We start from the raw sequence: 26,033 nt of genomic DNA on the forward strand, positions 1-26,033 counted from the left end.
CGGGTGGGCCGCCGATGAAGAGGACGCGCGGGGCGATCAGTGCATGGTGACGAGCGGCGGCCGTTCGTCGGTGAGTGCGGCGCGGACCTCGAAGTCATCCGCGGTGGGAACCAGCAGCGGGCCGGGCACCGCGTCGGTCGCGTGGGTTCTCCGCTCGGCCGCGGCGAGGACCTCGAGCGCCATCCGCGAGAGCGCCTGCAGCGGCTGATGGCGGTTCTGGCGCGTGCCGAGATCCACCTGCGCCATGCGCTCCAGGCCGACCAGGCGATGCGCGTCGATCAGATTGGCGATCTCGACTCCGTAGCCGACCGGGAACGGCAGCTGCTCGAGCAGCGTGCGCGTGGCCGCGAGCTCACCCGCCAGCGGCTGGCGGAAGCCGGCGAGCTCCGGGAAGTGCAGGTTCAGGTACGGGCGGGCGAGCAGCTCGGTGACGCGGCCGCCGCCGTGCGGGTGGGTGGTGTCGCCGATGCGGAACGGGCGCCGGAAGTGTCCTTTGACGAAGGCGAGCTCCGGGTTCGTGAGCAGCGGGCCGAGCATGCCTCGCAGGAAGGAGGCATCGAAGTCCTCGGTGTCGGTGTCGAGGAAGCAGACGAGCTCGCCGGTGGTGGCGGAGAGGGCGCGCCACATGGCGTCGCCCTTGCCGAGCGCGGGGCCGAACTGGCGTTGCAGCGCCGACTCCGACTGCACCCACACGCCGCGTTCGTGGGCGATCTCGGCCGTGCCGTCGGCTGAGTCGGCGTCGACGACGAGCAGCTCGTCGATCAGGTCGTGCAGGGGTTCGAGGGCGTCGAGGATGTGCGGGAGCGTGGAGGCGACCTCGCGCGTGGGGAGGATCACCGACACGCGGCGGTCCTTGACGGCGCGCAGCTCGTCGTGGCTGAACTCGCTCGCTCGGTAGTTGCGCTCCGCGAGCCAGCTGTTGCGGCGCAGGTCGACCGCGAGCCCGCGCTGCGTGCGGCCGAATCGCCGCCCCGACGTGGTCACGCGCACCGCTGCGAGACGCTCGATCGGCACCCCGTGCCGGCGCAGCGCGCGCTCGAAGCCCTCGTCCTCCAGCGCCGCGCGCGGCTCCATCCGGCCGACCTTGGCGTACGTCGCGGCCGTGACGGCGAGCGACGCGCCGCTGAACTGGTGATGCTCGCGCGCGCCCGCTCCCACCAGCGCCGCCTGGCGGATCGCGGCGTCGGCCTCACGCCGGCGCAGCGCGGCGGGAGGGAGGTCGTGCGCGCCGAGCAGGATCCGCCCGCCGATCGCGCGCGCTCCACCCGCGACGGCGTCGAGCTGCGCGCGCAGCCAGTCCGGCGCGGGCTCGGAGTCGGCGTCGGTGGTCGCGATCAGGCCGTCAGGCTCGAGCAGGCCTGCGGCGAGGTCCATGCCCTGGCGGCGGGCGTGGCCCACGCCCGACTCCTGGGCCTCGATGATCTGCAGGTTCAGCGTTCCCGCGGCCTCGCGGGCGCGTTGCTCGGTCGCGTCGGTGCAGCGGTCGAGCACCAGCAGGACGGCGTAGTCCTCGCGCGCGACGCCGCGCTGGCCGGCGAGCGCCGCGATGCATGCGCCGATCAGCTCCTCCTCATCGCGGGCGGGGACGACGACGCAGGCCCTCACTTCAGCGGCGCCTTCGTCTCGATCAGCTCGCGGCCGTTCTCGTAGTCCTCGTCGGCGTCGTGAGTGAGGACGCCGACCGTCGTGCCTTGCTTCGCGTACCAGACCGTGAACGCGCCGGCGCCGTGGTCGACCAGGTGCGCTTCGTCGTACCCGTCGCCCCAGGCGACGTACTTGAGCGTGTGCTCGCCGATCGTCGACCAGAAGCCGGGGGCGACGTCCCACTGCGCAGGCGCGCCCGCGATGGTCTTCCCGGCGACCTCGCCCATGTTCAGCGCCTCGCCCCAGTGCTCGACCGCGAGGTGGCGTTCCGCGGCGGCGTTGTAGGCGAACGCCACGTCGCCGGCGGCGTAGACGTGCTCGTGCGACGTGCGCATCTGTGCATCGGTCTTGACGCGACCGTTCTCGAGCTCGAGTCCCGCGTCGCTCGCCAGTCCCGCGCAGGGCTGGACGCCCGCGGCCATCAGAACCAGGTCGCCGCGGATCGGCTCCCGGCCGGGAACACGGACCGCGTGGTCGCTGATCGTCTCGACGCCGCCGCCGAGCACCAGTTCGACGCCGAGCTCCTCGAGCCAGCCCTTGATCCTGCGCCCGGCCGCTTCGCCGAGCCGCGTCTCGTGCGGGATCGCCTCGTCGGTCACCAGCGTGGCGTTGACACCACGCATCGCCAGCGAGGCCGCAGCCTCACAACCGATGAAGCCGGAGCCGACGACGACCGCGCTGGTGGAGTTCGCGGCGCGATCGCGCAGGACCCGGGCTGTGGCGAGGCTGCGCAGGAGCAGCACCCACTCCTCGGTCGCGCCCGGGACCTGGAGCGCCTTCGGCTCGGCGCCCGTCGCGAGCACGCATGCGTCGTAGGCGAGCGTCTCGCCGCCGGCGAGCGTGATGGTGCGCTGGGCGGGGTCGAGAGTGTCGGCCTCCGTGCCGAGCCGGAGGGCGATCTTGTGCTGCTCGTACCAGCCGGCCGGCTCGATCGGGACGTCTTCATCCTGGAGCTCGCCGCGCAGGAACTCCTTCGAGAGCGCGGGGCGGGTGTAGGGCGGTGTCAGCTCCGGCGTGAGGATGGTCACGTCCCCCTCGCCGTTCGCGGCTCTGTAGCCGCGCGCGGCGGCGAATGCGGCGGGCCCGCCGCCGACGATCACGACCCGCATACGGCGAAGCGATCGAGGTTGTACTTGGAGGTGCCTTGGCTGTAGACGGGCTTGCCGAAGCGTTGTCGCAGACGCTCGTGGACCGCGTCGCCCGTCAGGGGGTAACTGGGCGCGTCCGGCCGCCAGTGGACGGCGAGGAGCGTCCCGTTCAGCGTCCGTTCGATCGCGTCGCACGTGGCGTCGAAGGCGGGTGGGTCGAGGTAGTACATGACCTCCGAGATCACGATCAGGTCGTAGGCGCCGTCGGGGAACTCCTCCGGCACCTCGCGGCGTTCGAAGGTGACATCGGGGAGGTCGCGAGCCTCGGCTCGTTGCAGCGCGGCGGTCGCGACATCGATCGCGAGCAGGTCGTCGGTGAGCGCCGCCAACCGCTGCGTCAGAACGCCGATCGAGCACCCGATCTCGAGTCCGTTGGCGAAGCGTTGCGGTTGCAGCGCCTCGATCGTCGCGTCGTACTTGGCCTGCTCGTACGCGCTCGTCTCGAACTTCCACGGGTCCGGATCGGCCGCGTAGATCTCGTCGAAGAACGCGGGGCGGAGGCGTCGGCTCACGACCGGGACGCCTCGATCGCCTGACGTCCGAGCCGCGCCACGAACGGGTCGAGCCGGTGCTGGAGCACGAACAGCTCGAAGTCCCGGCGCGCCCGGTCCAGCTGCGCGCCCGCCGCGAATGGCCGGCTCCCGGTCGCTCGGCTCGCCTCGTCGAAGATCGTCGCTCCGGCGGTTGCGACCGCGTGGCGGAGGCCGATCGAGAGCTTTGCGGTGGGAGTCGTGTGCGCGGCGTGCTCGAACCAGCGGTCGATCGTCGCCTGCGCGATGATGACGTTACCCGCGGCCAGCGCGCGCAGCTCATCGGTCTCCGGCTTGGCGCCGAGGTCTTGGAGCGTCGCCTCGACCGCCGCGTCCAGGACGCCCGCCCAGCAGGCCGCCGTGCGGATGGCGTCGCCGCTGATGTACGGCTCGCGGGTGAGCTTGGCGAGCGTGGCGAGGACGGGCGCCGCGTGGAAGATCACCCGGTGACTCTCCGACGCCCGCATCCCATGCGAGCGGTACCACGTCGTGTCGATCTCGACGTTCTCGTGCAGGTCGACGTAGACGAGCTCGCCGCGCGCGATGACGAGCGCCCGGTCGAGCCCACCCGCCCCCGAGCAGAACACCTTCTCGCCGTGGAGCGCGTTGTCTTCGACGTATGCCGCCGTGCCCTCGTGCGGCAGCGGATCGGCGCCCCACACGCCGAGCAGATGCTCCTCGGGGTCGATGCCGTCGAGCTGCAGCCGCTCGTAGGCGTTCAGGTGCCCTTCGAAGATCCGCCCGACGCTGCCGTCGGCCGTGGCGACGCGTCGCACCAGTCCCCACTCCTGCTCGTGGGTGGGTGGGGGCGTCAGCGCGCCGGCGTCCTTGAGCGCGCGGAAGGCGCCGTGGGGGAAGGCGGGTTGCGCGTCGAGTGCCGCCGCATTGGCGGCGATTTCGCTGAGCACATCGCGGACGGCGAGAGCAGGGGCGGTCACGCGGGCTGCACTACCCCAGGATGGAAGTTCGGATTCCCCACCGGGATCGGAACAGGCCAGGTTGGCGTGAGCGGGCCAGGCGCAAGCCCCTCGCTCCGCGCCCTCTCGACGAGCAGCGGCACGAGCTCGGCGGTCGCCCGGGCCGTGTCGCGGCGCGCGCCGACGCTGATGCCGTCGTGGGCGAGCACGATCCCGCCGTATTCGAGGTGCAGCGTCTCGACCATCGCGCTCGCGCTGTCGCCTCTCCAGTCATGCGTGTCGCTCGTCCACCCGACGATGTCGAGGCCCCGCTCTCGCGCGAGCGGCGGCGTGAAGGCCGCAAGATGCCCCCACGGAATCCGCCAGCGGGTGGGTTCGATTCCCGCGTCCGCGAGCACGTCGAGCGCTTTGTCGAGGTCTCGCGCGACCGTTTCGCGCGTGGATTCCGGGTGTCGCAGATGCTCGTACCCGTGCACTTCGAGGTTGTGTCCGGCCTCGATCACGCGGCGCAGCAGCGCGGAATGGGCCACCACCCGCTCCCCGAGCACGAAGAACGTCGCGGTGACGCCGACGGCCTCCAACGCCTCCAGAACCGCAGGCGTCCCCCGCGGGTCCGGGCCGTCATCGAAAGTGAGCGCAAGCAACGCACGCCCGAAGCTACCCAGATCACCGCTAGACTCACCGTCGCTTGGTGGGCGTAGCTCAGTTGGTAGAGCTCCGGGTTGTGGTCCCGGCGGCCGCGGGTTCGAGTCCCGTCGCTCACCCCTCGTAAAGTCCCTGGTATCGGCCGATTCCGCCGATAACCGGACTGAGCGGTCCCGCGCCACGGGGACAGATACGGGGACAGATGCACATGCATCTACCTCCGGGAACGCGGTCGAAGAGGGCTCAAGAAGTTGCCGCCGCTGTTGCAGGAGGTCGTCGTCATGCACTCCCAGAGCAGCCGTCACCAGGACGTTGCAGATCTGATGGGGCTCAGCCGCCCACGAGTCGCGCAGCTGCTTGTTCAGGCCGCCCAACGGGTCGCGCAGCTCAACGAGGAGCGCCACGACGACGAGCGCCCGGTTGCGTCGCCACGGGCGGCGCGGTTGCGCGAGCTGGAGGAGAGCCCGCCGGAGTGGTTGCTCAACGCAGTCGGTCGGCGGCCGGGAAGGACGAAGTCCGATAGCGCGATCGTCTTGTCGAGGCGTCGCGCGCCGCGGCTACGGGCCCCGCGACCGCTCGTCACCAGGTTGAGTCGGTGGCGGCTTGGGGCCGCGGGGGTAGCTCGCGCACGACCGGAACCTTGAACGCGTGCGAGGCGGGGCGGCGGGTGGAGGAGGTGATCATCGTCATGGCCCTTGGAGGAGTTCGGGAACACTTCCACTGTCCCAGGGCTCGGATGCGAGCAACATGCGGGCTGGGGGGATTCCTGCCGAGGGCTCGCCTGCGTCGTCGGACACGCTGCCGTCAGGACGAGTCGGGCTAGCCATACCCCACGCAGGGCGGAAATGCGTTCCCCCGTGTGGCCGGCCGACCGGACCGGGTCAGCGTGGAGGGGGCTCGCAGGGCACGAACCGACCGCGCCCGAGAACGCTGAACGTCGACGATCGATGTGGCGCGGCCGGGCGAGAGCGAGGCCTAAGTGGCGGTTGCTCGGCGGGCCATCACCGTTCGCGTAAGTAGGTGAGCACGGCGTGCACGCGTCGATGCTCCGTATCGACGGCGTCGACCCCCAGTTTCCCGAAGATCCGGGTGATGTGCTTCTCGACCGCCGGGAGACTGATCACCAGATCCCCCGCGATTCCGCGGTTGGACTTGCCCTCGGCCATCGCCGCCAGCACTTCGAGCTCCCGCGGGCTCAGCGCGGCGATGCTCTTGCGCTTGCTGCGGCGTCCGAGCATCCGCGCGATCACCTCGGGATCGAGTGCGCTCCCGCCCTCGGCGACTCGGATCGCGGCGTCGACGAACTCGTCGACGTTGCTGACGCGTTCCTTGAGCAGGTAGCCGACGCCCTCCGCGCCGTCGGCCAGCAGTTCGGTGGCGTAGCGCTCCTCGTAGAACTGCGAGAGCACGAGCACGGAGGTGTCTGGTCGTTGCCGGCGCACGTCGATGGCCGCCACGAGGCCGTCATCTCCGCGGTGCGGGGGCATGCTGATGTCCGCCACGAGCAGATCGGGCCGGTGGGCCATGCCCTTGCGCAGCAGATCGTCGGCGTCGCCCGCCTCGGCGACCACCTCGAAGCCCCCCAGCGCGAGCACACGAGCGATGCCCTCGCGAAGGAGGACGTCATCCTCGCCGATGACGACGCGGCGCGGCGCAGTCATGGCTGCGAGCCTACTCCCGGGCACCGCAGCCTCGCTACCCCACGGCCAGCCATGCGGCCAGCGGCGCCGTCGCCAGGTCGGCCTTGAGGACGAACGCCTCGGCCCCACTGCGCTCCGCTTCGGCGCGGAAGCGACGGCCCGATTGCACCGATGTCACGACCACGCGCGGTGACCAGTCCAGGGCTGTCAGCTCGCTCGCGAGCGCGAATCCGTCGCCGTCGGGCAATTCAACGTCCACGAGCGCGGCGGTGGGTCGCACGCGCCGCGCCGTGGAGAGCGCGTCGGCGACCGAGCCGGCCTCGGCCACGACGTCCAGGCCGTGGGCAGCCAGCAGCAGGCGCGCCAGACGGCGGAACGTAGGATCGTCATCCACCACGAGGACAGAGATTGCGATACCCCAATCATCCCTGCCGCGAGGGCTCCTGGGGGTATGGCATACCTGACACTGCCAGTCCGGCCTGCTCTCTTGCGGTTTCTTACCTCACGGTGAACGTTGCTCGTAGGACGGCCCAGCGCGCGCCGCGCGACATAGGGTCGGGGATGTCGGACTCAGCGCGCGGCCTGCTTCGCCGAGCGTTCGGTCCGTATCCCTCAAGCCAACGTTCTCATGGAGGTCACCATGGACGATGCGTACCGACTCCCCGCCGACGACCGCCTCGTCGCGGCGCAAGACAACGCGCTCGCGACCGAGCTCGCCGGCAGCACCCGCGACGCCTTCGAGGTGCTGCTGTTCGAGGTCAAACGGGTCATCGTCGGCCAGGATGCGATGGTCGAGCGCGTGCTGGTCGCGCTGCTCACCGGCGGGCATGTCCTGCTCGAAGGCGTGCCGGGCCTGGCCAAGACGCTGACGGTCAGCACGCTCGCGCGCGCGCTGAGCGGCAGCTTCGCGCGCGTGCAGTTCACCCCCGATCTCGTGCCCTCCGACATCGTCGGCACGCGCGTCTACCGTCCGCAGGACGGCGAGTTCGACGTCGAGCTCGGGCCGGTGTTCACGAACCTACTGCTGGCGGACGAGATCAACCGCGCGCCCGCGAAGGTGCAATCCGCGCTGCTCGAGGTCATGCAGGAGCGCCAGGTCACCATCGCCGGGCGGACGCACCGCGTACCCGATCCGTTCCTCGTCCTGGCCACGCAGAACCCGATCGAGAACGAGGGCACCTACCCGCTGCCGGAGGCGCAGCTCGACCGCTTCCTGCTGAAGATCGTCGTCGGCCACCTCGACCCGACGGAGGAGACCGCCGTCCTCAACCGATCGCTGGCGCCGACGCCGGTGGTGCGGCCCATGCTGTCGCTCGACGACCTGGTCGCGTTCCAGCGTGTCACGCGCGAGGTGTACGTCGATCCGCGGATCTGCGCATACGTCGTGGGGCTGGTGAACGCCACACGCGCCCCGGCCGAGCACGGTCTCGGCGGGATCGCGCCTTACATCGCGCATGGCGCATCGCCGCGCGGCGCGATCGGGCTCGTCCACGCCGCGCGCGCGCTCGCCCTATTGCGTGGGCGCGGCTATGTCGTCGGTCGCGACATCACGCACCTCGTCCACGACGTCCTGCGCCACCGGATCGTGTTGAGCTACGACGCGCTCGCCGACGGAGTGACCGCCGACGAACTCCTTGCCGCGGTGCTGGAAGCGTTGGCGCCGCCGCAGGTCGAACTCACGGCGGCGGCATGAGCACCGCGCTGCGACCCGGGCGGTTGGGACCCGGGCCGATCCAGCCCGCGCTGGTCGACGCGCTCGACCTCGCGCTGGTGCGCCGCGTCAGCGGGCTCATGCCCGGCGAGCGCCCGGCTGCGCTGCCGGGCGCGGGGAGCGAGCTCGAGCAACTGCGAGCGTACGCGTACGGTGACGACGTCCGCCACCTCGACCCGGCGGCGACCGCCCGCACGGGCGAGCCCCACGTGCGTGTCCACGTCGCCGAACGCGAGCTCGAGACGTGGATCGTGCTCGATGCCACGCCCTCGATGGAGTTCGGCACGGCCGACCGCAGCAAGGCAGACGTGGCCGAGGGCGTCGCGCTCGTGGTCGGCCGGCTCGGCGGCCGCCGCGGCAACCGGCTCGGCCTGGTCGTCGCCGGCGAGCGTGTGCGGCTGCTGCCGCCGCACCAGGGCCGGACGGGCCAGACGCAGCTCCTGCTCGCCCTGCGCGGTGAGCGCTGCCCCGACCGCTCGGCGACCGCCGAGCTGTCCGACGCACTCATGACGTGCGACCGTGTCGCGAACCGCCGCGGTCTGGTCGTCGTCGTGTCCGACTTCCTCGGCGACACGGCGTGGGCCGCGCCGCTCGGGCGGCTCGCCGCCCGCCATGCCGTGCTCGCCGTGGAGGTCCGCGATCCGCGCGAGGATGAGCTGCCCGCAGTGGGTCACGTCTCCCTTCGCGATCCGGAGACGGGCGCGGAGCGTCTGGTGAACACCTCGGATGCGCGCGTCCGCGCCGCGTTCGCCGGCGCGGCCGCCGACCAACGCGAGCGCCTTGTGCGGACGCTGCGCCACGCAGGGGCTCACCATGTGGCCCTGTCGACGGGCGGGCCGTGGCTGCGCGTGTTGGCCGCGGCGTTGCGCGGACCGGTCACGCGGGCGGCTGGAGGTACGCCATGACCTTCCAGACGCCGGCCTTGCTGGCCGTCCTGCTGCTCCCGGCGCTCGCGCTGGTCGCCTACCTGGTCTTCCAGCGGGCGCGCCGCCGGTTCAGCGTGCGCTTCACCAACCTCGACCTGCTCAACTCGGTGGTCCCGAACCAGGCGGGCTGGCGGCGCCATGTCCCGCCGACGCTCGGTCTCGCGGCGGGGATCCTGCTCGTGTTCGCGGTTGCGCGGCCGGAGACTTGGGTGCACGTGCACCGCAAGGGCGCGCAGGTCATGCTCGTCACCGACATCTCCGGCTCGATGCAGTCTCACGACGTGTCGCCGGACCGGTTGTCCGCGGCGCGGGCCGCGGCCGACGCCTTCCTGTCGCGCCTGCCGAAGGGCGCCCGTGTCGGCGCGGTGGCGTTCAACGATCGGGCGACCACCCTCACCGGGCCTACGCAGGACCGCGACGCGGTCCGCCGCGCGCTCGCCGGCCTGCAGTCGCAGGGCGGCACGGCGACCGGGGACGGCATCGACGCGGCGCTTCGGAGCCTCGGAGGCAAGGGCGGAGCGATCGTGCTGCTCTCAGACGGGTCCGCGTCCGCGGGAGTCGACCCTCTGCAGGCTGCTCGGCGCGCGGCCGCGGCGCACGTGCCCGTCTCGACCGTCGCCCTCGGCACCAAGGGAGGCGTCGTGAAGGTGACGAACAAGCGAGGGCGGGAGCGGTCGATCCCGGTGCCCCCGGACCCCGATGCGCTGCGCAAGATCGCGCGAGCCTCCGGCGGGCGCTTCGTCGGCGCCCAGGACGCCGAGAGCCTGGTGGCTTCCTACTCGCGCCTCGGCTCCACGGTCGGTGTCGAGCGCGAGCGGCGCGAGCTGACGGCGGCGTTCGCCGGGGCGGCGCTGCTGGCGCTGTCGCTGGGCGTCGGATCGTCGATCGCCTGGTTCGGGCGCTTCCCATGAACGGGCAGAGGCCCCGGCGACGAGTCGCCGGGGCCTCTTGGTGCCGAACTTCAGTGAGCCGAGGCTCAGGTGCTGGAGTTCGAGTACAGCGAGCTCGAGGAGCCGTTGTCGACGTCGCCGCTGCCCCACACCTTGGTGGTGAGCGGGTTGTCGTTGCCGGCCTCGTCGGAGACGGCGCCGGACTCGATGACGACGCCCACGAGCGACTTGATGTCGGTCTTGTCGGCCTTGACGTAGACCTTCTTGTTGTCGATCGAGAGGATGCGATCGGCCTCGACCAGGCGGTTGTCGCTGGTGGCGAGGTAGATGCCCGACGCGTCGGTCGTGTTGTCACCATCGTCGAGCTTCTCGTCGAAGGTGAGCGTGATCCGACGGTCGTCGGCGTTCTTGGACACGCTGACCAGGTCCGGACCGGTGGTACGGCCGGAGCGGGTGACGTTCGATGAGCGGACGCTGACCGCGCCGATCGTCGGCGTGTCGCCGTCCGAGCTGTCGCTCGTGTTATCGCCGTTGGCCGAGTCATCGGACGAGTTGATCGCCGCGAGGACGATGTCCTTCGGATAGTCCTCGATGTCGCGCGAGAAGCTCGCGTGAACCTCATCGCCGTCCGTGGTGATGTCGTCGGCCTGGATCTCCGTCCCGTCGTTGGTGTACAGGAGGAAGTCAGACGCGCTCAGGTTGTCGACGTTCTCGTCGAACTTGTAGGTGTACTCCGTGTCCGAGCTGTCGCGGCTGACGCTGGTCAGGTCCGCGGCGTCCGTGCGGCCGCTGGTCGTGCCCAGCACGTTCGCGGTGCCGGAGGCGTCCTGGATGGCGCCGCCCGTGACCACGAACCGCTGCGCGGTGTCGACCTGGTCGTTCGTGTTGAACGAGACGGTCACCGTCTTGTTGTAGACCGAGACCACGTTCGAGCCGGTGTGGTAGCCGCCCGCCTTCGAGTAGAACCCGAAGTCCCCGGCGTTGCCGGAGCCCTTCTCGAGGTTCTCGTCGAAGATGAACTGCGCCCGGTTGAGGTTCTTCGAGAGCTTCACGCGGACCAGGTCAGGGCCGGACGTGCGGTTGTTCGTGCTGCGAGCGTTGTCGAGCGAGACGGAGTCCGCGATGTTCTTCTGGCCGTCGCGGTTCTTGACCACGCCGCCCTCGACGGCAGCCACCGTGTAGCTCTTGAGGTCGGTGCCGTTCTCGAAGCCGGCGATGACGCAGTTGTCGTGGTTCTCGTCGAGGCGCACGTTAGTGGCCTCCACACCATTGCCCGAATCGGGGCCGAGGACGGCGAACTGGCTCGCCTCGCCCTTGTTGAGGCTCTGGATGCCGTCCTTGAAGCAGTAGCGGGTGTACTCCTCCTCGGAGTCGTTGACGTTCTGCCGGAGGACCTTGGCGGAGCTCAGGCGGTTGCCGGCGTCCACGTTCTCCGTGTCGCCGACGCCGTCGAGGACGGTGCCGCCGCCGTTGTCGGAGCCGTTGGAACCGATGCTGCCCTCCGAGTCGTCCGAGCTGGAGTCGTCGGTGCTGCTGCTAGAGCTGTCGCCCCAGGTCGAGTCGTCGTCCGAGGTCGAGCTGTCCGACGTCTTGCTCGAGTCCGGCGTCGCGGTCGCGGTCGCCGTCGCTGTCGCTGTCTTGTCGGCGGCCTGCGCCATGTCGCGTGAGCCGCTGGTCGCGACGGCGATCGCCGTGATGAGCAGCGCGATCACGATCGTGAGGGTTACTGCGTAGCGTCGCATGGTCATGCGGTTAAGCACCTCCGTTGGTTGGGGATGAGCAACGCAGTCCGAGGTTGGGCGGGCGGCGGCGCTCGCCCGCCTGCCCGAACGGGTGGACCGCGCTACGCCAACGGCGGGGAGTCGGGGTCCGGTGTCACGCGCACGATTTCCGTACTCAACAAAGCGGAGATGGAGATCGATGACACCGGGGCGAGCAGAGGCATATGGGCGGATCATGGAGGCGCTGGAGACGTGCTTCGGGCGCGCCAGGGTCGAGGAGGTCGCGCGTATCCGCGAGGCGTGCGACGCGCTCGTGTTCGCGCGCGCGGCCTCGCTGCACGATCGGTACGCGCTCAGCGAGGCGATCGTCACGCTGGCCGACCTCGTGGAGCGCGGCTGCATCGGCAGTCAGCTGGCCACTGCGATGGTCGACGACATCGGCCGCTGCGCTCCAATCAGGCCTACAAGCCCCGACGACGACGCGACGAGCACGTTCGTATGACCGAGCCGACGACCACGGAGCTCCTGGCCGCGGCGGTGGCGCGCCTGCCGCGTCCGCTGAGCGCGGCGATGCTCGCCGCCGTCACGCGAGAGCGCATCATCACCGGGGCCTACGCCGACGGCCACGGGATGTGCCCGCTGCTCGGCGCGCACCGCTACGGCGTGCGCGAGAACGGCCCAGGCTTCGCCGAAGCGTGGGACCGCTTCTGCGGGAGCCGTCGTGGCAAGCGCCGGGACGCCACGGACGCCGAGCGCGCGCTCCTGATCGGGCTGCTGAAAGCCAGCCTGTTCGGACATCATGGCGGCGCAAAGCGGCCGGCGCCGCCGCCGGCGCCACTGCCCGATCGTCTGCCGACGCCGCCGCAGGTCGCGGAGCGCCTGATCGAGGCCGGCACGTGAGTCGCGAACCGCGACAGACGCCGCGCGACGAACGCGCACAAGCCGATCCCGCGGGCGCGCCGAGCGGCCGCCTCGTCGCGCGCCCACGGCCGCGGCCCACGTCACCCATGCCGCAACGCGAGGTCGCCGACGGCGACCGCGACGCGACGGCCGCGGAGCTCGCAGCCCTGCGCGCGCACCTGCTTCGGTTCGCGGTGACCCTGCCTGCTGTCGCGATCGGCGACAGTCGGCTCGACGCCGACGCCGCCGGGCTCTTCGTCCGGTTGCCGCTCGACGGCGGCGCCGGCGTCGAGATGCGTGAGTTCGCCACCGTGCGCAACCGGCCGCGCTGGAGCGTGAGCGTGCTTCTTCCCGTGGGCGCCGCCGCCGAGTTCCAGCGGCTCGGCTGGGGGCGCTCCCGGCCCGCCGACGAGTCCGGACCGCTTCTCCTCGAATTGATGCGGCCACGGCACCAGGCCGACATCTCACCGCTGCGGCGCGTCATCGCCACCGCGCACCGGGTCGCCGGCGGTGCTCAGGAGCCAAACCGGCACCCCACGCCGCGAACGGTCCGGAGCTTCAGATAGGCGCGCGGCGGCCCGGTGCCGCTCACCGCTCCAGCGGGACCTCGGCGTAAGCAGGCGACGGCGAGCTCGCCTGCCGCGACGAAACCTCGTAGGCGCGCCGAGCGCCTCGCGCAACGGTCTCGAGCGGGTCGCGATGCCACGCATGGCAGGTGTTATCGCGTCCGCATGACCGAAGCGATCGGATTCGGCGTGGCATCGACGCGCGAGTTCGGCATCGCCGTGCCGCCCGTCGAGATCGCGCCGGCCGAGCGGGGGACGGGCTGACGTCCGAGCCGGTCGGGCTGGCGCCAACCCCTCGCCGGCGTCAGGCTCAGCGCCCGCGTGGTGGCTCGCACAGCACGAGCCGGCCGCGCGCGAGCGCGTGTGCGATCCGCTTCGCGCGCTCGACCTGCGCGGACGTGTAGTGCGCCGGGTCTTTCAGCGTTTCGACGCGGATCGGAGCGGACATCACGCGGCCAGGGCGAGGGTCGCCGCCTGGCTGGCTCGCGTCAGCCGGACCACGGTCACGTCGTCGTGCGCCTTCTCTGCCGCACGCCAAAGGTGCCTGCGCCGCTGTTCCCACGCGCGCAGCCCTTCGAGCCAGCCGGCGAGGTCGCCGAGCGCGCGCTCGACGAGGCGAGCGCCGTCGCTGGCCACCACGAGCTCCGTGACGCCGGTCAAGCTGAAGCTGCGCAGGGCGGGCTGCGGGAAGCGACCGAGCGCGGTGGACGTCCACGCGTCCGCGCGTCCGAGGAAATGCTCCTCGGCGTCGTGGCGGCGATCGCGGTCCACGTGCGCGTTGCCGTCCTGCCAGCGCTGCCACGCGGCCTCCGTGGCGCGCGTCAGTGCGGTTCCGGTGCCGAGGGGCTGCCAGCCCGCTGCGGTCCGCGCCCACGCCTCGCAGTCGCCCGCGCGGACGACCTCCACCCGGCCGTCCGGGAAGACGTCCGCGGCGGTCACGCAGGTCTGGGCCTGGTCACGGGAGCGGGCGACCGCGGGATCGTGCAAGTGGCGGTTCGCCGCCAGCACCCCGTCGGTCAGCCCGCTCCCCGCGCGTTGGAGGGCGACGCGCGTGACGGCCGCCGCATACATCGGACCGGGCACACCGACCACCTCGTGGCAGCGCCGGGTCGGCGTTACGCCGTCGAGCACCGCGACGCGCAGGCGCGCCGCGGAGGGGTCGGGCCACACGAGCTGCGCGTCCTGGGACGCGTCGGAGCCCGAGGGTTGCTCCCAGGTCTCGACGAGCCAGCCCATGCTGGTCGTGACGGTCCGATGTAGTCGCGACGTCATCGCGGTGAGCTTCGTCTTCGCTGCCGCGCTCGCCGCCCGCCCGGACGGGCTGCGTGGTCCGTCCGTTGGAGCGGTCTCGGCGCCGGTGGAAGGATGCGGCGGGGCGGATCGATTTGTAGCTAATCAGCCGCCGGCGCAGGGGGGTTGACATCGTCGACGTAGAGGTCGACGGAGAGCTCGGCGCCTTCGACCAGGTCGTACCTGGACAGGTCGGTCAAGCCGGTTTCGATCAGGACGTCCTCGCAGAGGAATGTGTTGCCGGTGCACGCGCGGCTGTCGCGGGTGAGGATCTCGTAGGCCGAGTCGGCGTAGATCTCGGGCCGCCGTGAGCGCCGCATGGCTTCGTCGCCGCCGAGCAGGTTCTGCACCGCCGCGGTCGCGACGAGCGTCCGAGGCCAGAGCGCATTCGAAGCGATGCCGGCCTCGCGGAGCTCTTCCGCCCAGCCGAGAGCCAGCAGCGACATCCCGTACTTGGCCAGTGTGTACGCGATGTGGCCGCCGAGCCACTTGCGGTCCAGGGTGAGCGGCGGTGAGAGCGTGAGGATGTGCGGGTTGGCGGCGTGGCGCAGATGCGGCAGGCAGGCCTTGGTGAGGACGAACGACCCTCGCACGTTGATCTGGTGCATGAGATCGAAGCCCTTGACCTCGAGCTGCTCGGTCCGCGCGAGATTGATCGCCGAGGCGTTGTTGACCACGATGTCGATGCCACCGAACCGCTCCACGGCCTGGGTGACCGCCATCTCCACTGCCGCCTCGTCACGGATGTCCCCGACGATCGGCAGGGCCGCTCCGCCGGCGGCTTCGATCTGCTCGGCGGCCGTGTAGATCGTTCCCTCCAGCCTGGGGTGCGGTTCGGCCGTCTTCGCGACGAGCGCGACGTTCGCGCCATCGCGCGCCGCGCGCACGGCGATGGCGAGGCCAATGCCGCGGCTTGCGCCCGAGATGAACATGGTCTTGCCGTCGAGCGTCATGGCGCTGCTTTCGGACCGCGATCCGCCGCGCTGTCACTCAACAGGGAGCGCGGCACCCTGGTGGTGCGTGCACGCAGCCATTCGCCGAGCGCTTTTGCCTGCGAGTCCAGCCGCAGCGTCGACGTCGCGCCGGACCCGAGGAGTCCGCGGACGAGGAAGTTGACCGCGCCGAGGTTGGGAAGCTCATAGCGCGAGATCGCCAGGTCGCGCGTCTCGGGCAGAAGCCGTCGCAGCTCATCGACGGTGAGGGCCGATTGCAGCCACTCCCACGCTTGACGGTCGCGCACCCAGACGCCGAGGTTCGCGTCGCCGCCCTTGTCCCCGGAGCGCGCGTGCACGATCTCGCCGAGCGGCGCGAAGACAAGGTCCTCGGGCGGTGGAGCTCCCAGCGCCGGCGCGGGCGACGAAGCGTTCTGCCGGGATATCTCGCCGGCCGCCGGCGGGGCGATCGTCTCCGTCGTGCCGTCGGCGTGGTGGACCGTGTGGGCGAGCGCCGCCTGGTCGAGCAGCGCTGGCCGGTAGACGCCGAACGCCGACCCGGGCTGCGGAGGGTCGAGGGCGTAGAGCCCCGGGTAGCTGGAGAGCGCCAGCTCGATCATCCGCGACGAGAACGCGCGCCCGGCGGCCTCCTTCGTCCCCTGAACCGCGATCCTGAGAAGCTGGGTGCCTGAGTTCTGGCTCTCGGGATCGCGCCGGGCCTCGCCGATACGGTCGATCGTCAATGCGGAAAGCCCGTCGACCTCAGCGACGGAGCGGCGTAGGGAACGTTCGACGAGGGCCGCCTTCGCGTCGAGGTCGGGACCCGTCAGCGCGAGGATCATGCTGTTCTGCCATCCCCCGACCGCGGTGATCGCGACCTTGGCCGTCGCGGGTGGCGCCGAACCTCGCACGCCGCGGATCTGGACCCGGTCGTCGCCGAGGTCGGTCAGCTCGGCGGTGTCGAGATGCGCGACCACGTCGGGATTGACATAGGCCGGCTCACCGATCTCGTAGATCAGCTGCGCGGTGACGGTGTCCGTGGTGACGGCTCCGCCGGTGCCCTGGTGCTTGGTGATGACCGACGATCCGTCGACGGCGATCTCGGCAATCGGGAAGCCTGGCTGGACGAGGTCGGCGATGGCGCGGAACCCGGAGAAGTTGCCGCCGGTCGCCTGCGGCCCGCATTCGATGACGTGCCCTGCACAGACGGCGCCGGCGAGGGCGTCGTGGTCGTGGGGGCTCCATCCCCACCACCAGGCGGCGGGGCCGATGACGAGCGCGGCGTCGGCGATGCGCCCGGTGATCACGATGTCAGCACCTTGCTCGAGCGCGCGCGCGATGCCGAACCCGCCCAGGTACGCGTTGGCCGTCAGCGGCGCGTGTGGCCACGACGACAGCGGCTCACCGCTCGTCAGGTGCGGCAGCGAGTGGCCGGATCGCTGGAGGGCGTCGAGGCGGTCGAACACGTCGTCGCCTTCGATGTGGGAGACCCGGAGGTCGTAGCCGTGGCGTGCGATCAGCTCGCGGGTGGCGACGGCCAGCCCGGCGGGGTTGAGTCCGCCCGCATTGACGACGAGCCGGATCCCGTTCGCGACGAGGGGCTCGAGGGCCGCGTCGAGGTGCTGTAGGAACGTGGTCGCGTAGCCCTTGCTGCTGTCCTTGGCGCGCGCCTTGCCGAGGATCAGCATCGTCACTTCGGCGAGGTAGTCGCCGGTGAGGACGTCGATCCCACCGGCGCGGGCCATGTCGGCCATGGCCGAGGCGCGGTCGCCGTAGAAGCCGGAGCAGTTCCCGATGTGGATGGGGCGCTCTCCGGTCATGCTCGCTCCGCCGCGGTCTTCGTCACGCGCACCGTTCCTTCGAAGCCCACCTCGCTGGACGGCTGCTCCTCGATGAGCTCGAGGGTCATGCCGTCGTCTTCGACGGTCCTCACGCGGGCGGTGTAGACCAGTTCGACCGGCGCGTAGATGGGCCTGCGCAGCCGGTAGGCGACGTTCGCGACCTGCCACTCCGGGCCGAGGCCCTCGGTGACGCAGCGCAAGGCGAGCGCCGCCCGGAGGTGGGAGTGCAGCGCGACGCCGGCGTGCCCCTCCTCGCGCGCGTAGCGCGCGTCGAAGTGGATACGGTGGGGATTCCAGGTCACGGCGCTGTACCGGAACAGCTGCAGGGGTGTCGCCGTGTGCCTGAGCCGAGGCAGCACGTCGCCGACTTCGAACGTCGTGGACATCACGACTCCTCCAAGGGGTCGAGCAACACGACGGTGCGCCGGTTGCGGTTGAGAACGGCGCCCTCGGCCGACATGAAGCTGTTCACCGTGGTGACGAACACGCAGGTGCCGGCACGCGTCTGCTTGGGCGTTATCGACTCGAGGGTCGTCTCGAGCACGATCGTCGTGCCGGCGACCGCTGGGTTGTGGAGCTCCATCTCTTCGCCGGCACCCATCACGCGGAGTCCATCTCCGAGAGGGATCTCACCGTCGTGGGGCGTTCCGTCGGACCCGAGCTCGGCCTCGGGGGTGCCGACACCCCATTCGACCATCGCGGCGAGCAGGTTCGGCGGAGCCACGACATCCGCGTAACCCGCCGACCGCGCAGCCGCGGCGTCGTAGTGGCATGGATCGGCGGCGCCGATGGTCAGCGCGTAACGGCCGATCGTCACGGCGTCCAGCGTGCCGAGGCTGCGCCGCGAAAGGACGGCGCCGGTCCGCGGCTGCGTCTCGGCGTAATATGCCGCCAGGGGCGTGCCGGCTTCAGGAGTGAAGGACATGCTCGGGCTCCGTGTCGGCTCCGTCTGCGGGACTTTCGTGGCCGGCGAGCTCGGCGAGGATCGCCTCGGTCGACTGGCCCAGCGGCGGGGCGGCGCGCAGCGGTCCCACCGGCGAGTCGCTGAGCCTCAGCGCGCACCCGGGGACCGGCACCCGTCCGCGCGCGGCGTGCTCGACGTAGCGGATCATGCCGCGTTCGACCAGGTGCTCGTCCTTGTCGATCTCCCGGATCGACTTGACCGGCGCGGAGGGAACCCCTGCGGCCTGGAGGTCCCGGACGAGCTCGCCGCGCGTCCGGGTTCTGGTGTGGGCGGACACCTCCTCGTCGACCGCGTCGATGTTGGCGACCCTGTCCTTCGCGGTGCGGAACCTGGGATCGTCGATCAGCTCGGGCCGGCCCAGTGCGGTGGCCAGGCCGCGCCAGTGCCGCTCGGACATGCAGATGATCGCCAGCCAGCCATCGCTGGTGTCGTAGATGTTGTACGGCGCCACGGCCATCCCGGTGTGCCGGTTCCCGGTGCGCTCCGGCAGCTCTCGAGCGGGGTTGTTGTGCAGGCCGCCCAGGCTCGAGGCCAGCATCGGATAGACGGTGTCGTGCATCGAGACCTCGACGATCTGCCCCCGGCCGGTGCGCTCGCGCTGGAACAGGGCCGCGGTGATCGCCGCGAACAGGTGGATCCCGCCGGAGAAGTCCACGAACGCGGCGCCGGACTTGGTCGGCGGCCCGTCGGGCTGCCCGGTGGCCGCGGCGGCGCCGGACATCGCCTGCACGGTGATGTCCATGGCCGACATGTGGGCGTACGGGCCGGTGGTCCCGTAGCCCTTGCCGGAGGCCACGACCAGGCGCGGGTTGTGCTCGAGAAGTCGCGCCGGGCCGAGCTGCAGGCGCTCCATGACGCCCGGCGCGAAGTTCTCGATGAGCACGTCGGCGGTCTCGACTAGGTCGAGCAGCGCCTGATGACCGGCCTCGGACTTGAGGTCGAGCATCACGCTGCGCTTGTTGGAGTTGAGCATCACGAACTCGTGCGACTCGATCGGATCGTGCGCGCGGAAGCGCAGGGGCTCACCGCCGGGAGGCTCGACCTTGATGACCTCGGCGCCCATCTGCGCGAACAGGAGCCCGCAGTACGGGCCGAGGTAGACCTGGCCCAGTTCGAGGACCCGGAGGCCGTGAAATGCCGCCGTCATGAGTGCTCACTCCTTCCAGGTCAGGAGTTGGCGACAGCGGCGGCACCGCCGGCGAAGATGTACGGAACCGGGCCGGTGTCCTGCTCGACGGACAACTTCTCGGTGATGTACTGGATGGCGGTGGCGTCGTTGATCGAGACGAGCTTGCCGTCCTCGTCGAAGTTGATCTGCGCGCCTTCCATCCACAGCAGCACGACGGTGTCCTCGGTGTTGTCCTCGGGGCAGAAGAACGTGTGCACCGAGCCGCCCGGCTCGTAGAGATAGGAGCCCGCCACCTGCGGCTGGTCGGAGTACTCGCGGTACTCCCAGCGGCCACTGAACGTGTACACCTCGGCCGTCCCGGTGTGGTAGTGGATCGGCAGCTCGCAGCCGGGCGCCATGGTGGCCATGAGGACCGCCTGCCCGTGGTCGGGATCCAGGCGCAGCGGCTTGATGTGGATGCCGGGCGCGATGGCGTCCTCGAGGAGCGGGATGTCGTTGACGTTGACGGTCAGCAGGTCGTCCTGGGGCTGCGCGACGAGCGGCAGCGGGGCGCCGCTGCTGGTGGTCTTGGGGCCGGGGGAAGGGATTGCGGTCATGGTGGAAACCTTTCTCCTGCATACGTAGATATGGATTAGAAAACGGATATACGTACGCTGCTGGCAAGGTAGTGGCCATGTCGTCGCTTGTCAAGACCATCCGGGCTCGTCGCCGCTGGTTGCTAGCGTCGACCACATGCCCGCGCGTCCGCACCGCACCGTCGACCGAGTGGTCCAGATCCTCGACACCGTGTCGTTGAGCCCGCGCGGCGTGACCCTTGCGGAGCTGGCAGGCGTCCTCAACGCGGCGAAGAGCTCCGTACAGGAGCTCACCAATGGGCTTCTCGCGCGCGGTTACCTCATCGAGGAGGAGCATCGGTTCCACCTCGGGCCAGGGCCGTTCATCCTCGCCGGGCGCGCCAACAAGCTGGCTGCGCTGTCGCTCGATCACCAGTTCGTGGTCGAGCTCGCCGAGGCCCTCGGTTGCACCGTCCTCGTGGGGGTACGCGTCGGGGACGCCATCGTCTTCGTCGACCACGTGGGCGAAGAGTCACCCAGCCTCACGTTCGTCGCGCGTGCCCAAGCCCGCCGCCCCCTCTACACGAGCGCCGCCGGCAAGACCCTGCTCGCCAACGTCCCCGACGACGAGATGTACCGCCTCCTCGACCTCGCCGGCCCCGAGCAGGCCGGTGAGGTGCGCCAGTTCCTCGCCGAGCTCCCCGAGATCCGTGCGCGCCGGCTGGCCTTCAACCGCGGCGTCACGCTCGCGGACGCGTTCGCCGTGGCGACACCCCTGCTGGCGGCGGACGCCGCTCTGATCGCGTCGATTACCGCGGGCGTCGGCCCCGAAGCGGCGGATCGACTCGACGAGCTCGGCGAACAGCTCAGGAACGCCGTCGCCGCTCTCGGCCCCAGGTACGGCCTGGGCCTTCGTCGAGCAGGCTAAGGGGGCCGCGCGGGCGCTCGGACGCGCTCGCCGAGTGCACGGTCGTCGCCGCCTAACGTCTCAGATGCGCTTCGGGCTCGTTGAGCTGCGGGCGTCGCAGCAGCGACGCTTCGACGAGCGAGCGCTGCGACCGCCGGCCGGCGACGGGCCGTCCGGTCCGGAACGCGCCGTTCGGAACGATCTCGACGACATGAGGAAACTGGAAGCGGCGATTCATCTCTCTACCTCGTGTGGTGCGGGGGACGAGACGATCGTCCGCCCGCGACCGGTGATTCGTCGTCACCTGCCTTCGATGATCGTGGCCGAGTCGTGCGGTCGGTGTGACGATCGCTCACACCGGGCGCGGCGATGCTGCGTGGCCACTCGAACGAAGGAGAGCCATGCAAGCCGCATCCAAGCCACGGAACGTGGTCAGCCGCCAAAACGTCATCAGCCTCATCACCGGCCTCAGCGCCTGGCTCGGGGGCGTGGCGTTCTGCATCGGCTTCGGCGTCAACGCGCCCGTGTGGGTCGCGGGCATCGTGACCGTGCTCAGCATCGCGTTCGGCCGGATAGGCACACGGGCGCAGCGCAGCTCCGGCCGGCTCCGCGGACGCGGGGCGTCATCGCCCGCTACGGACTGACCCCGTCGTCCGAGGCCGACACCGCACGGCCGCGGTGCGACGCCCGATGCGTCGGCCGCGGCCATGCCGGCAACCAGTCGTCGAACTCGGCCGCCCGCAGGCCGTCAGCGCGACGCTGCTGCGGCAGCGGCGTTCCAGCGTTCCTCGATACGCGCGAAGCGCCAGACGGCGAGCGCGAGTATCCAGGTGATGAGGAAGAGGCCGACTATCGCGTAGCCGACGACGTTGAGGTCGAGGTTGGCCGCGAAGCCCCAGATGCCGCCGGTCAGCTTGAGCTTGTCGGCGAGCACGGAGAGCAGTTCCAGCCCGCCGATCAGCAGCGCGACGGCGACCGACAGGCCCGTGATCGTGAGGTTGAAGAAGATCTTGCGCACCGGCTGGGCGAACGCCCAGCCGTAGGCGAAGTTCATGAAGGCGCCGTCGATGGTGTCGAACAGCGACATGCCCGCGGCGAAGAGGATCGGCAAGCAGACGATCGCGTAGAAGGGCAGGCCGCCGGCGGCGGCCCCGCCGGCGAGGACGAGCAGCGCGACCTCGGTGGCGGTGTCGAACCCCAGGCCGAACAGGCAGCCCAGCGGGTACATGTGCCAGGGCTTCTTCACGGCGCGGGTGGCGCGCCCGTAGAAGCGGTTCATGACGCCGCGGTGGTTGAGCTGCTCCTCGAGTTCAGCCTCGTCGAAGTGGCCGTGGCGCATCCTGCGGAAGATTCCGAGGATGCTGACCAGGACGATGAGGTTGAGGATCCCGATCAGCAACAGGAACGAGCCCGAGACCACAGGTCCGAGGAGCCCGGTGGCCTTGTGGAGGGTCGAGCTGCGGTCCGCGACCGCGCCGTCGAGGCCGCGTACGCCGATGGTGACGAGCACGCCGAGCGCGAAGACGATCGAGGAGTGCCCGAGCGAGAAGAAGAACCCGACGCTGAGCGGTCGCTGGCCTTCGTTCATGAGCTTGCGCGTGGTGTTGTCGATCGCGGCGATGTGGTCGGCATCGAAGGCGTGGCGGAGGCCCAGCGTGTAGGCCGTGATCCCCACCCCGAGACCGAACACGCCGCCGGCACCGACGCGGTAGTGGTGCGGCACCACGACGACCAGCAGCAGGAAGAAGCCGACGACGTGCAGGCCGACGACGATCGCGGCGAGCACCGCCGCTCGCCGCCACTCCGCCGGCGTCAGCGACGCTTTGATGCGCCCCCAGCGTGAGCGGCAGATCGTCAGGGTCGAGAGCGCTTTCATTGCGAACACGCTCCCGCCGGCCGGTGTGAGTAGGCACCGCACCGGCGGTGTGATCGCCTCGCGCAGGCCGGCGGCGAATCACACCGGACGGGGGACGGTGGATCACACCGCCCGGGCGCACACTCGGGACACAAGGACCGGCAGCGCATGGCGCGCCGGTCGACTCACCACCTCGGGAGATCCAACCCTTATGAGTGCCCCAACTTCCTCGGGGAATCTGACCGGCGCTGACCTCAAGGACCACCTCCACGACATCCAGGACAACGTCGTGGAGCCGATCCTGATGAGGTACGGACGCCACATCTTCCTGAAATTCCACGATGGCGCCAACGCGCGCACATGGTTGCGAGCTCTGTACAAGCGCGTCAACGGGCGCTCACAAGAGCACCAGGCCAGAAAATTCACGGTTAACATCGGTTTCACCTACGAAGGGCTGAAGGCGCTCGGACTCTCTCAGCGTTCGCTGGACAGCTTCCCCGAGGCGTTCCGGGCCGGCATGCGAGGCCGTGCAGCTGAGGTCAGCGATGTCGGGCCGCATGCGCCGGAACACTGGGAGGGCGGCCTCGGCGGCCCCGACATCCACGCGATGGCCTGGATTCGCACCGACTCAGACAAGGGCCGCGAGGAGGCGATGCAGATCCTTCGCGCCGAGCTGGAGGCGGTCGGCGGCATCGAGATCCGGTTCGTCCAGGACACGAAGGCGCTCGCGCACGAGAACGGGATCGGGTCCGAGGGCCAGCACTTCGGTTATGCCGATCCGATCTCGCAGCCGGCGATCGAGGGAGGGCCTGCCCCGCACTATCCCGGCGATGGGGTGCTGGAGGCGGACAACACGTGGCGTCCGGTGAAGCCCGGCGAGTTCCTGCTGGGTTACGAGGACGAAGTCGGCCCGGAGGGTACGCAGGCGCCCGAGCCGCTGGAGCTGAGACTGAACGGAACCTATCTGGTCTTCCGCAAGCTCTATCAAGACGTCGCCGCGTTCCGGCGCTTCCTGGTGACGGCCGCGAGGTCGCTCTACGGCTCCGATGGGGAGTACCACCAGGAGCTCGTGGCCGCCAAGCTGCTCGGTCGCTGGCGCAGCGGATGTCCGCTGGATCTCTCGCCCGACGCCGACGATCCCGAGATCGCGGCGGATCCCGAGCGTCGCAATGACTTCACCTATGAGGGCGACGACGCGGGCCTGCGCTGTCCGCTTGGCGCGCACCTGCGGCGCAGCAATCCGCGCGCCACCCCGCTGACACACGCGACCGCGGTGAGGCGGCACCGGCTGCTCCGGCGCGGCGTCGAGTATGGCCCGCTGCTCCCGGACGGGGCGCTTGAGGACGACGGCGTCGACCGCGGGCTGATCAACATGTTCATCAACGCCGATATCGAACGGCAGTTCGAGTTCGTGCAGAACGAGTGGATGAAGGGCGGCGAGTTCATCGGCCTCGATCCGGACGAGCAGGACCCGCTCAATGGTGTCGGCGGCGAAGGCTCGATGCTGTCAGTCCCCGGGGCCAAGCGACCGTTCGTGTTCGATCTCCCCACTTTCGTCACCGTCAAGGGCGGGGAATACCTGTTCGTCCCGGGGCTGAACGCGCTCGACGGCTTGATCGAGCGGAGGTTCTGAACATGAGGTCAAATCCGTTGGAGGGAAGAGGCGCGGTGGTGACAGGCGCCGCATCCGGGATCGGCAACGCGATCGCGACGGCGTTCATCGCCGCCGGCGCGCGCGTGGTGCTCTGCGACGTCAATGCCGACGGGCTCGAGGCCGCCGCGCACGCGCTCGGCGATCATGCCATCGCGCGCATCGCGGACGTCTCGGACGAGCGTCAGGTCGAACGCGCGATGCGTGCGGCGCGTGACGCGTTCGGGTCGCTGGACATCGTGGTCAACGTCGCGGGCTTTGGCTTCATTTCACCACTCACCGAGCTGCCGGCCGAGAAGTGGAAGTCGGTCCACGCGGTGAGTCTGGACGGAGTCTTCTACGGCGTCAAGCACGGCGCCCGGCAGATGCTCGAGCAGGGCCGCCCCGGCGTCATCATCAATATCTCGTCGGTCAACGCACAGCAGCCGGGCGAGGGGCAGGTCGCCTACTGCGCGGCGAAGGCCGGGGTGGACATGGTGACCCGCTGCGGCGCACTGGAGCTCAGCGGTCGCGGTATCCGTGTCGTCGGAATAGCGCCAGGGCTCGTGGAGACACCGTTGACGCGCAATGAGCTGAATGACCCGGCCACGCGCGAGCTCTTCATGAGCATCATCCCGACGAATCGGGCGGTCAAACCCCAAGAGATCGCTGCTGCCGCCGTCTTCCTCGCGTCGGACGAAGCTGGTTCGATCACCGGTCACACGATCGCCATCGATGGCGGTTCGCTGACTCGGGGCTATCCGGCGCTGCTGACCGGCCTGCACAGTAAGTGAATCACACCGGACGGACGAGGGGATTTCACACCGTCCGGACGTACAACTCGACTCGCAAGAACCGGCCGCGATTGGAGCGTCGGTTAACCCACCACCAAAGGAGTACTAGTGTCGCAAATCGACGTGGCTGGACCCAGCTCGAGCGGCGACGCCTGGGGAATGCGCTACCCGGGCCTCACCATGCAGACGACCGGGCGCAACACCGTCAAGGAGTTCACCGGCATGTGGCCGCTGAAGGCCGACGCCGACCTCGAGGTGCTGCAGGCGGGATTGGTGCCGGGCGGCTGGACGCCGCCGGACTCGAATTTCGCGGAGGCGACCACGGCGCTGGGGCTGATCCGCACGGCGCGCTGGTTCGTGGCCAAGACCCAGGACTTCGATGGCTGGTCCCTGTTCTTCGTCACGCAGTTCGACGGCAGCCTGCCGAAGTACTTCGACGACTTCGTCCTGAACGGCAAGGTCAACCTGCTGAAGGTCTGGGGCCAGTGCGTCGGGTGCCCGGACGGCCCCGATACGACGGCGGCCGAGGTCGTGGAGTACATCGCACGCGGTCAGCTCAAGACCCTGGCCTGCTACGACTTCGTCCCGAACCTCAGCAACAGCCAGATCTTCAAGAACGCGGACTGGTACGAGAAGGCGCTGAAGTTCCAGCGTGCGGTCGCCAAGGGCGACGGCGACCTCGAGGCCAAGGTCGACGCCTACCTCAAGGAGCTGGCCGAGCCGTCTCCGTCCGTGCCCAGCGCCGCCGTCATCAATCCCGATGCGGCGCACGACTGGCAGTACGAGGACGTCGCGGAGTACCTGTCGAGCTAACCGTCGCGGCCGTTTCGGCGCACACACTCGACTCACATGGACCGGCCGCCTCAGGCGGCCGGTCGACTCTTGACCTAAAGGAAGCA

At 70.2% G+C, this 26,033-nt stretch carries 28 protein-coding genes and 1 tRNA gene; 12 read left to right on the forward strand and 17 right to left on the reverse strand.

Annotated features, from left to right (window positions below):
- Window positions 1–36: 36 nt before the first annotated feature.
- From OM076_RS20010 to OM076_RS20030, 5 genes are read right to left on the reverse strand one after another with little or no spacing between them, the layout of a single operon-like run.
- Entirely contained in the window at window positions 37–1,605 is a 1,569-nt protein-coding gene (locus tag OM076_RS20010; RefSeq protein ID WP_270041827.1) for a glucosyl-3-phosphoglycerate synthase, read from the reverse strand.
- Entirely contained in the window at window positions 1,602–2,753 is a 1,152-nt protein-coding gene (locus tag OM076_RS20015) for an NAD(P)/FAD-dependent oxidoreductase (RefSeq protein ID WP_270041828.1), read from the reverse strand. Before OM076_RS20015 ends, OM076_RS20010 begins: the two co-directional genes overlap by 4 nt.
- Window positions 2,741–3,304, reverse strand: coding sequence for an SAM-dependent methyltransferase (locus tag OM076_RS20020; protein ID WP_270041829.1), 564 nt, complete (start codon window positions 3,302–3,304; stop codon window positions 2,741–2,743). Before OM076_RS20020 ends, OM076_RS20015 begins: the two co-directional genes overlap by 13 nt.
- Window positions 3,301–4,260, reverse strand: coding sequence for an acyl-CoA dehydrogenase family protein (locus OM076_RS46210; protein ID WP_270041830.1), 960 nt, complete (start codon window positions 4,258–4,260; stop codon window positions 3,301–3,303). The genes OM076_RS20020 and OM076_RS46210 overlap by 4 nt, the downstream gene beginning before the upstream one ends.
- Window positions 4,257–4,883, reverse strand: coding sequence for a polysaccharide deacetylase family protein (locus OM076_RS20030; RefSeq protein WP_270041831.1), 627 nt, complete (start codon window positions 4,881–4,883; stop codon window positions 4,257–4,259). The genes OM076_RS46210 and OM076_RS20030 overlap by 4 nt, the downstream gene beginning before the upstream one ends.
- Before the next feature lie 47 nt (window positions 4,884–4,930).
- Here OM076_RS20030 and OM076_RS20035 point away from each other — a divergent pair.
- Window positions 4,931–5,003, forward strand: a tRNA-His gene (locus OM076_RS20035).
- Window positions 5,004–5,885: 882 nt separating this feature from the next.
- On the opposite strand, the gene OM076_RS20040 is transcribed toward OM076_RS20035, so the two are convergent.
- On the reverse strand, window positions 5,886–6,545 hold the full coding sequence (locus OM076_RS20040; RefSeq protein WP_270041832.1) for a response regulator transcription factor: 660 nt from the start codon (window positions 6,543–6,545) through the stop codon (window positions 5,886–5,888).
- A gap of 34 nt (window positions 6,546–6,579) precedes the next feature.
- Window positions 6,580–6,918, reverse strand: coding sequence for a response regulator (locus OM076_RS20045; protein ID WP_270041833.1), 339 nt, complete (start codon window positions 6,916–6,918; stop codon window positions 6,580–6,582).
- Window positions 6,919–7,164: 246 nt separating this feature from the next.
- Between OM076_RS20045 and OM076_RS20050 the strand changes: the two genes are divergently transcribed.
- Genes OM076_RS20050 through OM076_RS20060 form a run of 3 tightly spaced genes read left to right on the forward strand, consistent with a single transcriptional unit; the run spans window position 7,165 to window position 10,072 of the window.
- Complete coding sequence (locus OM076_RS20050) at window positions 7,165–8,217, forward strand: AAA family ATPase (protein ID WP_270041834.1); 1,053 nt, start codon at window positions 7,165–7,167, stop codon at window positions 8,215–8,217.
- Window positions 8,214–9,140, forward strand: a complete 927-nt coding sequence (locus tag OM076_RS20055; protein WP_270041835.1) for a DUF58 domain-containing protein — start codon at window positions 8,214–8,216, stop codon at window positions 9,138–9,140. Before OM076_RS20050 ends, OM076_RS20055 begins: the two co-directional genes overlap by 4 nt.
- Window positions 9,137–10,072 carry a VWA domain-containing protein gene (locus OM076_RS20060; RefSeq protein ID WP_270041836.1) on the forward strand — a complete coding sequence of 312 codons (936 nt, stop codon included), beginning with the start codon at window positions 9,137–9,139 and terminating at the stop codon, window positions 10,070–10,072. The genes OM076_RS20055 and OM076_RS20060 overlap by 4 nt, the downstream gene beginning before the upstream one ends.
- A gap of 65 nt (window positions 10,073–10,137) precedes the next feature.
- On the opposite strand, the gene OM076_RS20065 is transcribed toward OM076_RS20060, so the two are convergent.
- Window positions 10,138–11,799: a hypothetical protein gene (locus OM076_RS20065; RefSeq protein ID WP_270041837.1), complete on the reverse strand. Its 1,662-nt coding sequence runs from the start codon at window positions 11,797–11,799 to the stop codon at window positions 10,138–10,140.
- A gap of 208 nt (window positions 11,800–12,007) precedes the next feature.
- On the opposite strand from OM076_RS20065, the gene OM076_RS20070 reads away from it, so the two are divergent.
- The 3 genes from OM076_RS20070 (at window position 12,008) to OM076_RS20080 (ending at window position 13,238) form a co-directional block, all read left to right on the forward strand.
- Window positions 12,008–12,274, forward strand: coding sequence for a hypothetical protein (locus tag OM076_RS20070; protein ID WP_270041838.1), 267 nt, complete (start codon window positions 12,008–12,010; stop codon window positions 12,272–12,274).
- Window positions 12,271–12,672: a hypothetical protein gene (locus OM076_RS20075; RefSeq protein WP_270041839.1), complete on the forward strand. Its 402-nt coding sequence runs from the start codon at window positions 12,271–12,273 to the stop codon at window positions 12,670–12,672. The genes OM076_RS20070 and OM076_RS20075 overlap by 4 nt, the downstream gene beginning before the upstream one ends.
- A 107-nt stretch (window positions 12,673–12,779) precedes the next feature.
- Window positions 12,780–13,238, forward strand: coding sequence for a hypothetical protein (locus tag OM076_RS20080; RefSeq protein ID WP_270041840.1), 459 nt, complete (start codon window positions 12,780–12,782; stop codon window positions 13,236–13,238).
- A 310-nt stretch (window positions 13,239–13,548) separates the two neighbouring features.
- Here OM076_RS20080 and OM076_RS20085 read toward each other — a convergent pair whose 3' ends face one another.
- From OM076_RS20085 to OM076_RS20120, 8 genes are all read right to left on the reverse strand, one after another.
- Window positions 13,549–13,686 (reverse strand): hypothetical protein, encoded by a 138-nt coding sequence (locus OM076_RS20085; protein WP_270041841.1) that lies wholly within the window; start codon window positions 13,684–13,686, stop codon window positions 13,549–13,551.
- Window positions 13,686–14,474 (reverse strand): hypothetical protein, encoded by a 789-nt coding sequence (locus OM076_RS20090; protein ID WP_270041842.1) that lies wholly within the window; start codon window positions 14,472–14,474, stop codon window positions 13,686–13,688. The genes OM076_RS20085 and OM076_RS20090 overlap by 1 nt, the downstream gene beginning before the upstream one ends.
- Window positions 14,475–14,629: 155 nt before the next feature.
- Window positions 14,630–15,481: an SDR family oxidoreductase gene (locus OM076_RS20095; RefSeq protein WP_270041843.1), complete on the reverse strand. Its 852-nt coding sequence runs from the start codon at window positions 15,479–15,481 to the stop codon at window positions 14,630–14,632.
- A complete protein-coding gene (locus OM076_RS20100) occupies window positions 15,478–17,280 on the reverse strand; it encodes an acyclic terpene utilization AtuA family protein (protein ID WP_270041844.1) in 1,803 nt (600 codons plus the stop codon). Before OM076_RS20100 ends, OM076_RS20095 begins: the two co-directional genes overlap by 4 nt.
- A complete protein-coding gene (locus OM076_RS20105) occupies window positions 17,277–17,687 on the reverse strand; it encodes a hotdog family protein (protein WP_270041845.1) in 411 nt (136 codons plus the stop codon). Before OM076_RS20105 ends, OM076_RS20100 begins: the two co-directional genes overlap by 4 nt.
- Window positions 17,687–18,226 carry an FAS1-like dehydratase domain-containing protein gene (locus tag OM076_RS20110; protein WP_270041846.1) on the reverse strand — a complete coding sequence of 180 codons (540 nt, stop codon included), beginning with the start codon at window positions 18,224–18,226 and terminating at the stop codon, window positions 17,687–17,689. Before OM076_RS20110 ends, OM076_RS20105 begins: the two co-directional genes overlap by 1 nt.
- Window positions 18,210–19,412: a CaiB/BaiF CoA transferase family protein gene (locus OM076_RS20115; RefSeq protein WP_270041847.1), complete on the reverse strand. Its 1,203-nt coding sequence runs from the start codon at window positions 19,410–19,412 to the stop codon at window positions 18,210–18,212. The genes OM076_RS20110 and OM076_RS20115 overlap by 17 nt, the downstream gene beginning before the upstream one ends.
- A gap of 20 nt (window positions 19,413–19,432) precedes the next feature.
- The gene (locus tag OM076_RS20120; RefSeq protein WP_270041848.1) at window positions 19,433–19,990 is read right to left on the reverse strand and encodes a 2,4'-dihydroxyacetophenone dioxygenase family protein; all 558 of its coding nucleotides are present in this window, start codon (window positions 19,988–19,990) and stop codon (window positions 19,433–19,435) included.
- Window positions 19,991–20,126: 136 nt separating this feature from the next.
- Between OM076_RS20120 and OM076_RS20125 the strand changes: the two genes are divergently transcribed.
- Together OM076_RS20125 and OM076_RS20130 are read left to right on the forward strand one after the other, a co-directional pair.
- On the forward strand, window positions 20,127–20,876 hold the full coding sequence (locus tag OM076_RS20125) for an IclR family transcriptional regulator (RefSeq protein ID WP_270041849.1): 750 nt from the start codon (window positions 20,127–20,129) through the stop codon (window positions 20,874–20,876).
- A 380-nt stretch (window positions 20,877–21,256) separates the two neighbouring features.
- Window positions 21,257–21,499 (forward strand): hypothetical protein, encoded by a 243-nt coding sequence (locus OM076_RS20130; protein ID WP_270041850.1) that lies wholly within the window; start codon window positions 21,257–21,259, stop codon window positions 21,497–21,499.
- Between the two features lie 104 nt (window positions 21,500–21,603).
- On the opposite strand, the gene nicT is transcribed toward OM076_RS20130, so the two are convergent.
- Window positions 21,604–22,731 (reverse strand): Nickel transporter NicT, encoded by a 1,128-nt coding sequence (nicT, locus tag OM076_RS20135; RefSeq protein WP_270041851.1) that lies wholly within the window; start codon window positions 22,729–22,731, stop codon window positions 21,604–21,606.
- Between the two features lie 268 nt (window positions 22,732–22,999).
- On the opposite strand from nicT, the gene OM076_RS20140 reads away from it, so the two are divergent.
- The 3 genes from OM076_RS20140 (at window position 23,000) to OM076_RS20150 (ending at window position 25,947) form a co-directional block, all read left to right on the forward strand.
- Window positions 23,000–24,343: a Dyp-type peroxidase gene (locus tag OM076_RS20140; protein WP_270041852.1), complete on the forward strand. Its 1,344-nt coding sequence runs from the start codon at window positions 23,000–23,002 to the stop codon at window positions 24,341–24,343.
- A 2-nt stretch (window positions 24,344–24,345) separates the two neighbouring features.
- Complete coding sequence (locus tag OM076_RS20145; protein WP_270041853.1) at window positions 24,346–25,134, forward strand: SDR family NAD(P)-dependent oxidoreductase; 789 nt, start codon at window positions 24,346–24,348, stop codon at window positions 25,132–25,134.
- Window positions 25,135–25,257: 123 nt separating this feature from the next.
- On the forward strand, window positions 25,258–25,947 hold the full coding sequence (locus OM076_RS20150; RefSeq protein ID WP_270041854.1) for a hypothetical protein: 690 nt from the start codon (window positions 25,258–25,260) through the stop codon (window positions 25,945–25,947).
- Window positions 25,948–26,033 lie beyond the last annotated feature (86 nt).

The organism is Solirubrobacter ginsenosidimutans (genome assembly GCF_027587205.1).

Bases quoted from the DNA above. Each gene is read 5' to 3' on its own strand.
- OM076_RS20015 (WP_270041828.1), bottom strand. From the start codon at position 2,753: ATGCGGGTCGTGATCGTCGGCGGCGGGCCCGCCGCATTCGCCGCCGCG.
- OM076_RS20040 (WP_270041832.1), bottom strand. From the start codon at position 6,545: ATGACTGCGCCGCGCCGCGTCGTCATCGGCGAGGATGACGTCCTCCTT.
- OM076_RS20050 (WP_270041834.1), top strand. From the start codon at position 7,165: ATGGACGATGCGTACCGACTCCCCGCCGACGACCGCCTCGTCGCGGCG.
- OM076_RS20055 (WP_270041835.1), top strand. From the start codon at position 8,214: ATGAGCACCGCGCTGCGACCCGGGCGGTTGGGACCCGGGCCGATCCAG.
- OM076_RS20060 (WP_270041836.1), top strand. From the start codon at position 9,137: ATGACCTTCCAGACGCCGGCCTTGCTGGCCGTCCTGCTGCTCCCGGCG.
- OM076_RS20065 (WP_270041837.1), bottom strand. From the start codon at position 11,799: ATGACCATGCGACGCTACGCAGTAACCCTCACGATCGTGATCGCGCTG.
- OM076_RS20070 (WP_270041838.1), top strand. From the start codon at position 12,008: ATGGAGGCGCTGGAGACGTGCTTCGGGCGCGCCAGGGTCGAGGAGGTC.
- OM076_RS20075 (WP_270041839.1), top strand. From the start codon at position 12,271: ATGACCGAGCCGACGACCACGGAGCTCCTGGCCGCGGCGGTGGCGCGC.
- OM076_RS20080 (WP_270041840.1), top strand. From the start codon at position 12,780: ATGCCGCAACGCGAGGTCGCCGACGGCGACCGCGACGCGACGGCCGCG.
- OM076_RS20085 (WP_270041841.1), bottom strand. From the start codon at position 13,686: ATGTCCGCTCCGATCCGCGTCGAAACGCTGAAAGACCCGGCGCACTAC.
- OM076_RS20090 (WP_270041842.1), bottom strand. From the start codon at position 14,474: ATGGGCTGGCTCGTCGAGACCTGGGAGCAACCCTCGGGCTCCGACGCG.
- OM076_RS20095 (WP_270041843.1), bottom strand. From the start codon at position 15,481: ATGACGCTCGACGGCAAGACCATGTTCATCTCGGGCGCAAGCCGCGGC.
- OM076_RS20100 (WP_270041844.1), bottom strand. From the start codon at position 17,280: ATGACCGGAGAGCGCCCCATCCACATCGGGAACTGCTCCGGCTTCTAC.
- OM076_RS20105 (WP_270041845.1), bottom strand. From the start codon at position 17,687: ATGTCCACGACGTTCGAAGTCGGCGACGTGCTGCCTCGGCTCAGGCAC.
- OM076_RS20110 (WP_270041846.1), bottom strand. From the start codon at position 18,226: ATGTCCTTCACTCCTGAAGCCGGCACGCCCCTGGCGGCATATTACGCC.
- OM076_RS20115 (WP_270041847.1), bottom strand. From the start codon at position 19,412: ATGACGGCGGCATTTCACGGCCTCCGGGTCCTCGAACTGGGCCAGGTC.
- OM076_RS20120 (WP_270041848.1), bottom strand. From the start codon at position 19,990: ATGACCGCAATCCCTTCCCCCGGCCCCAAGACCACCAGCAGCGGCGCC.
- OM076_RS20125 (WP_270041849.1), top strand. From the start codon at position 20,127: ATGCCCGCGCGTCCGCACCGCACCGTCGACCGAGTGGTCCAGATCCTC.
- OM076_RS20130 (WP_270041850.1), top strand. From the start codon at position 21,257: ATGCAAGCCGCATCCAAGCCACGGAACGTGGTCAGCCGCCAAAACGTC.
- nicT (WP_270041851.1), bottom strand. From the start codon at position 22,731: ATGAAAGCGCTCTCGACCCTGACGATCTGCCGCTCACGCTGGGGGCGC.
- OM076_RS20145 (WP_270041853.1), top strand. From the start codon at position 24,346: ATGAGGTCAAATCCGTTGGAGGGAAGAGGCGCGGTGGTGACAGGCGCC.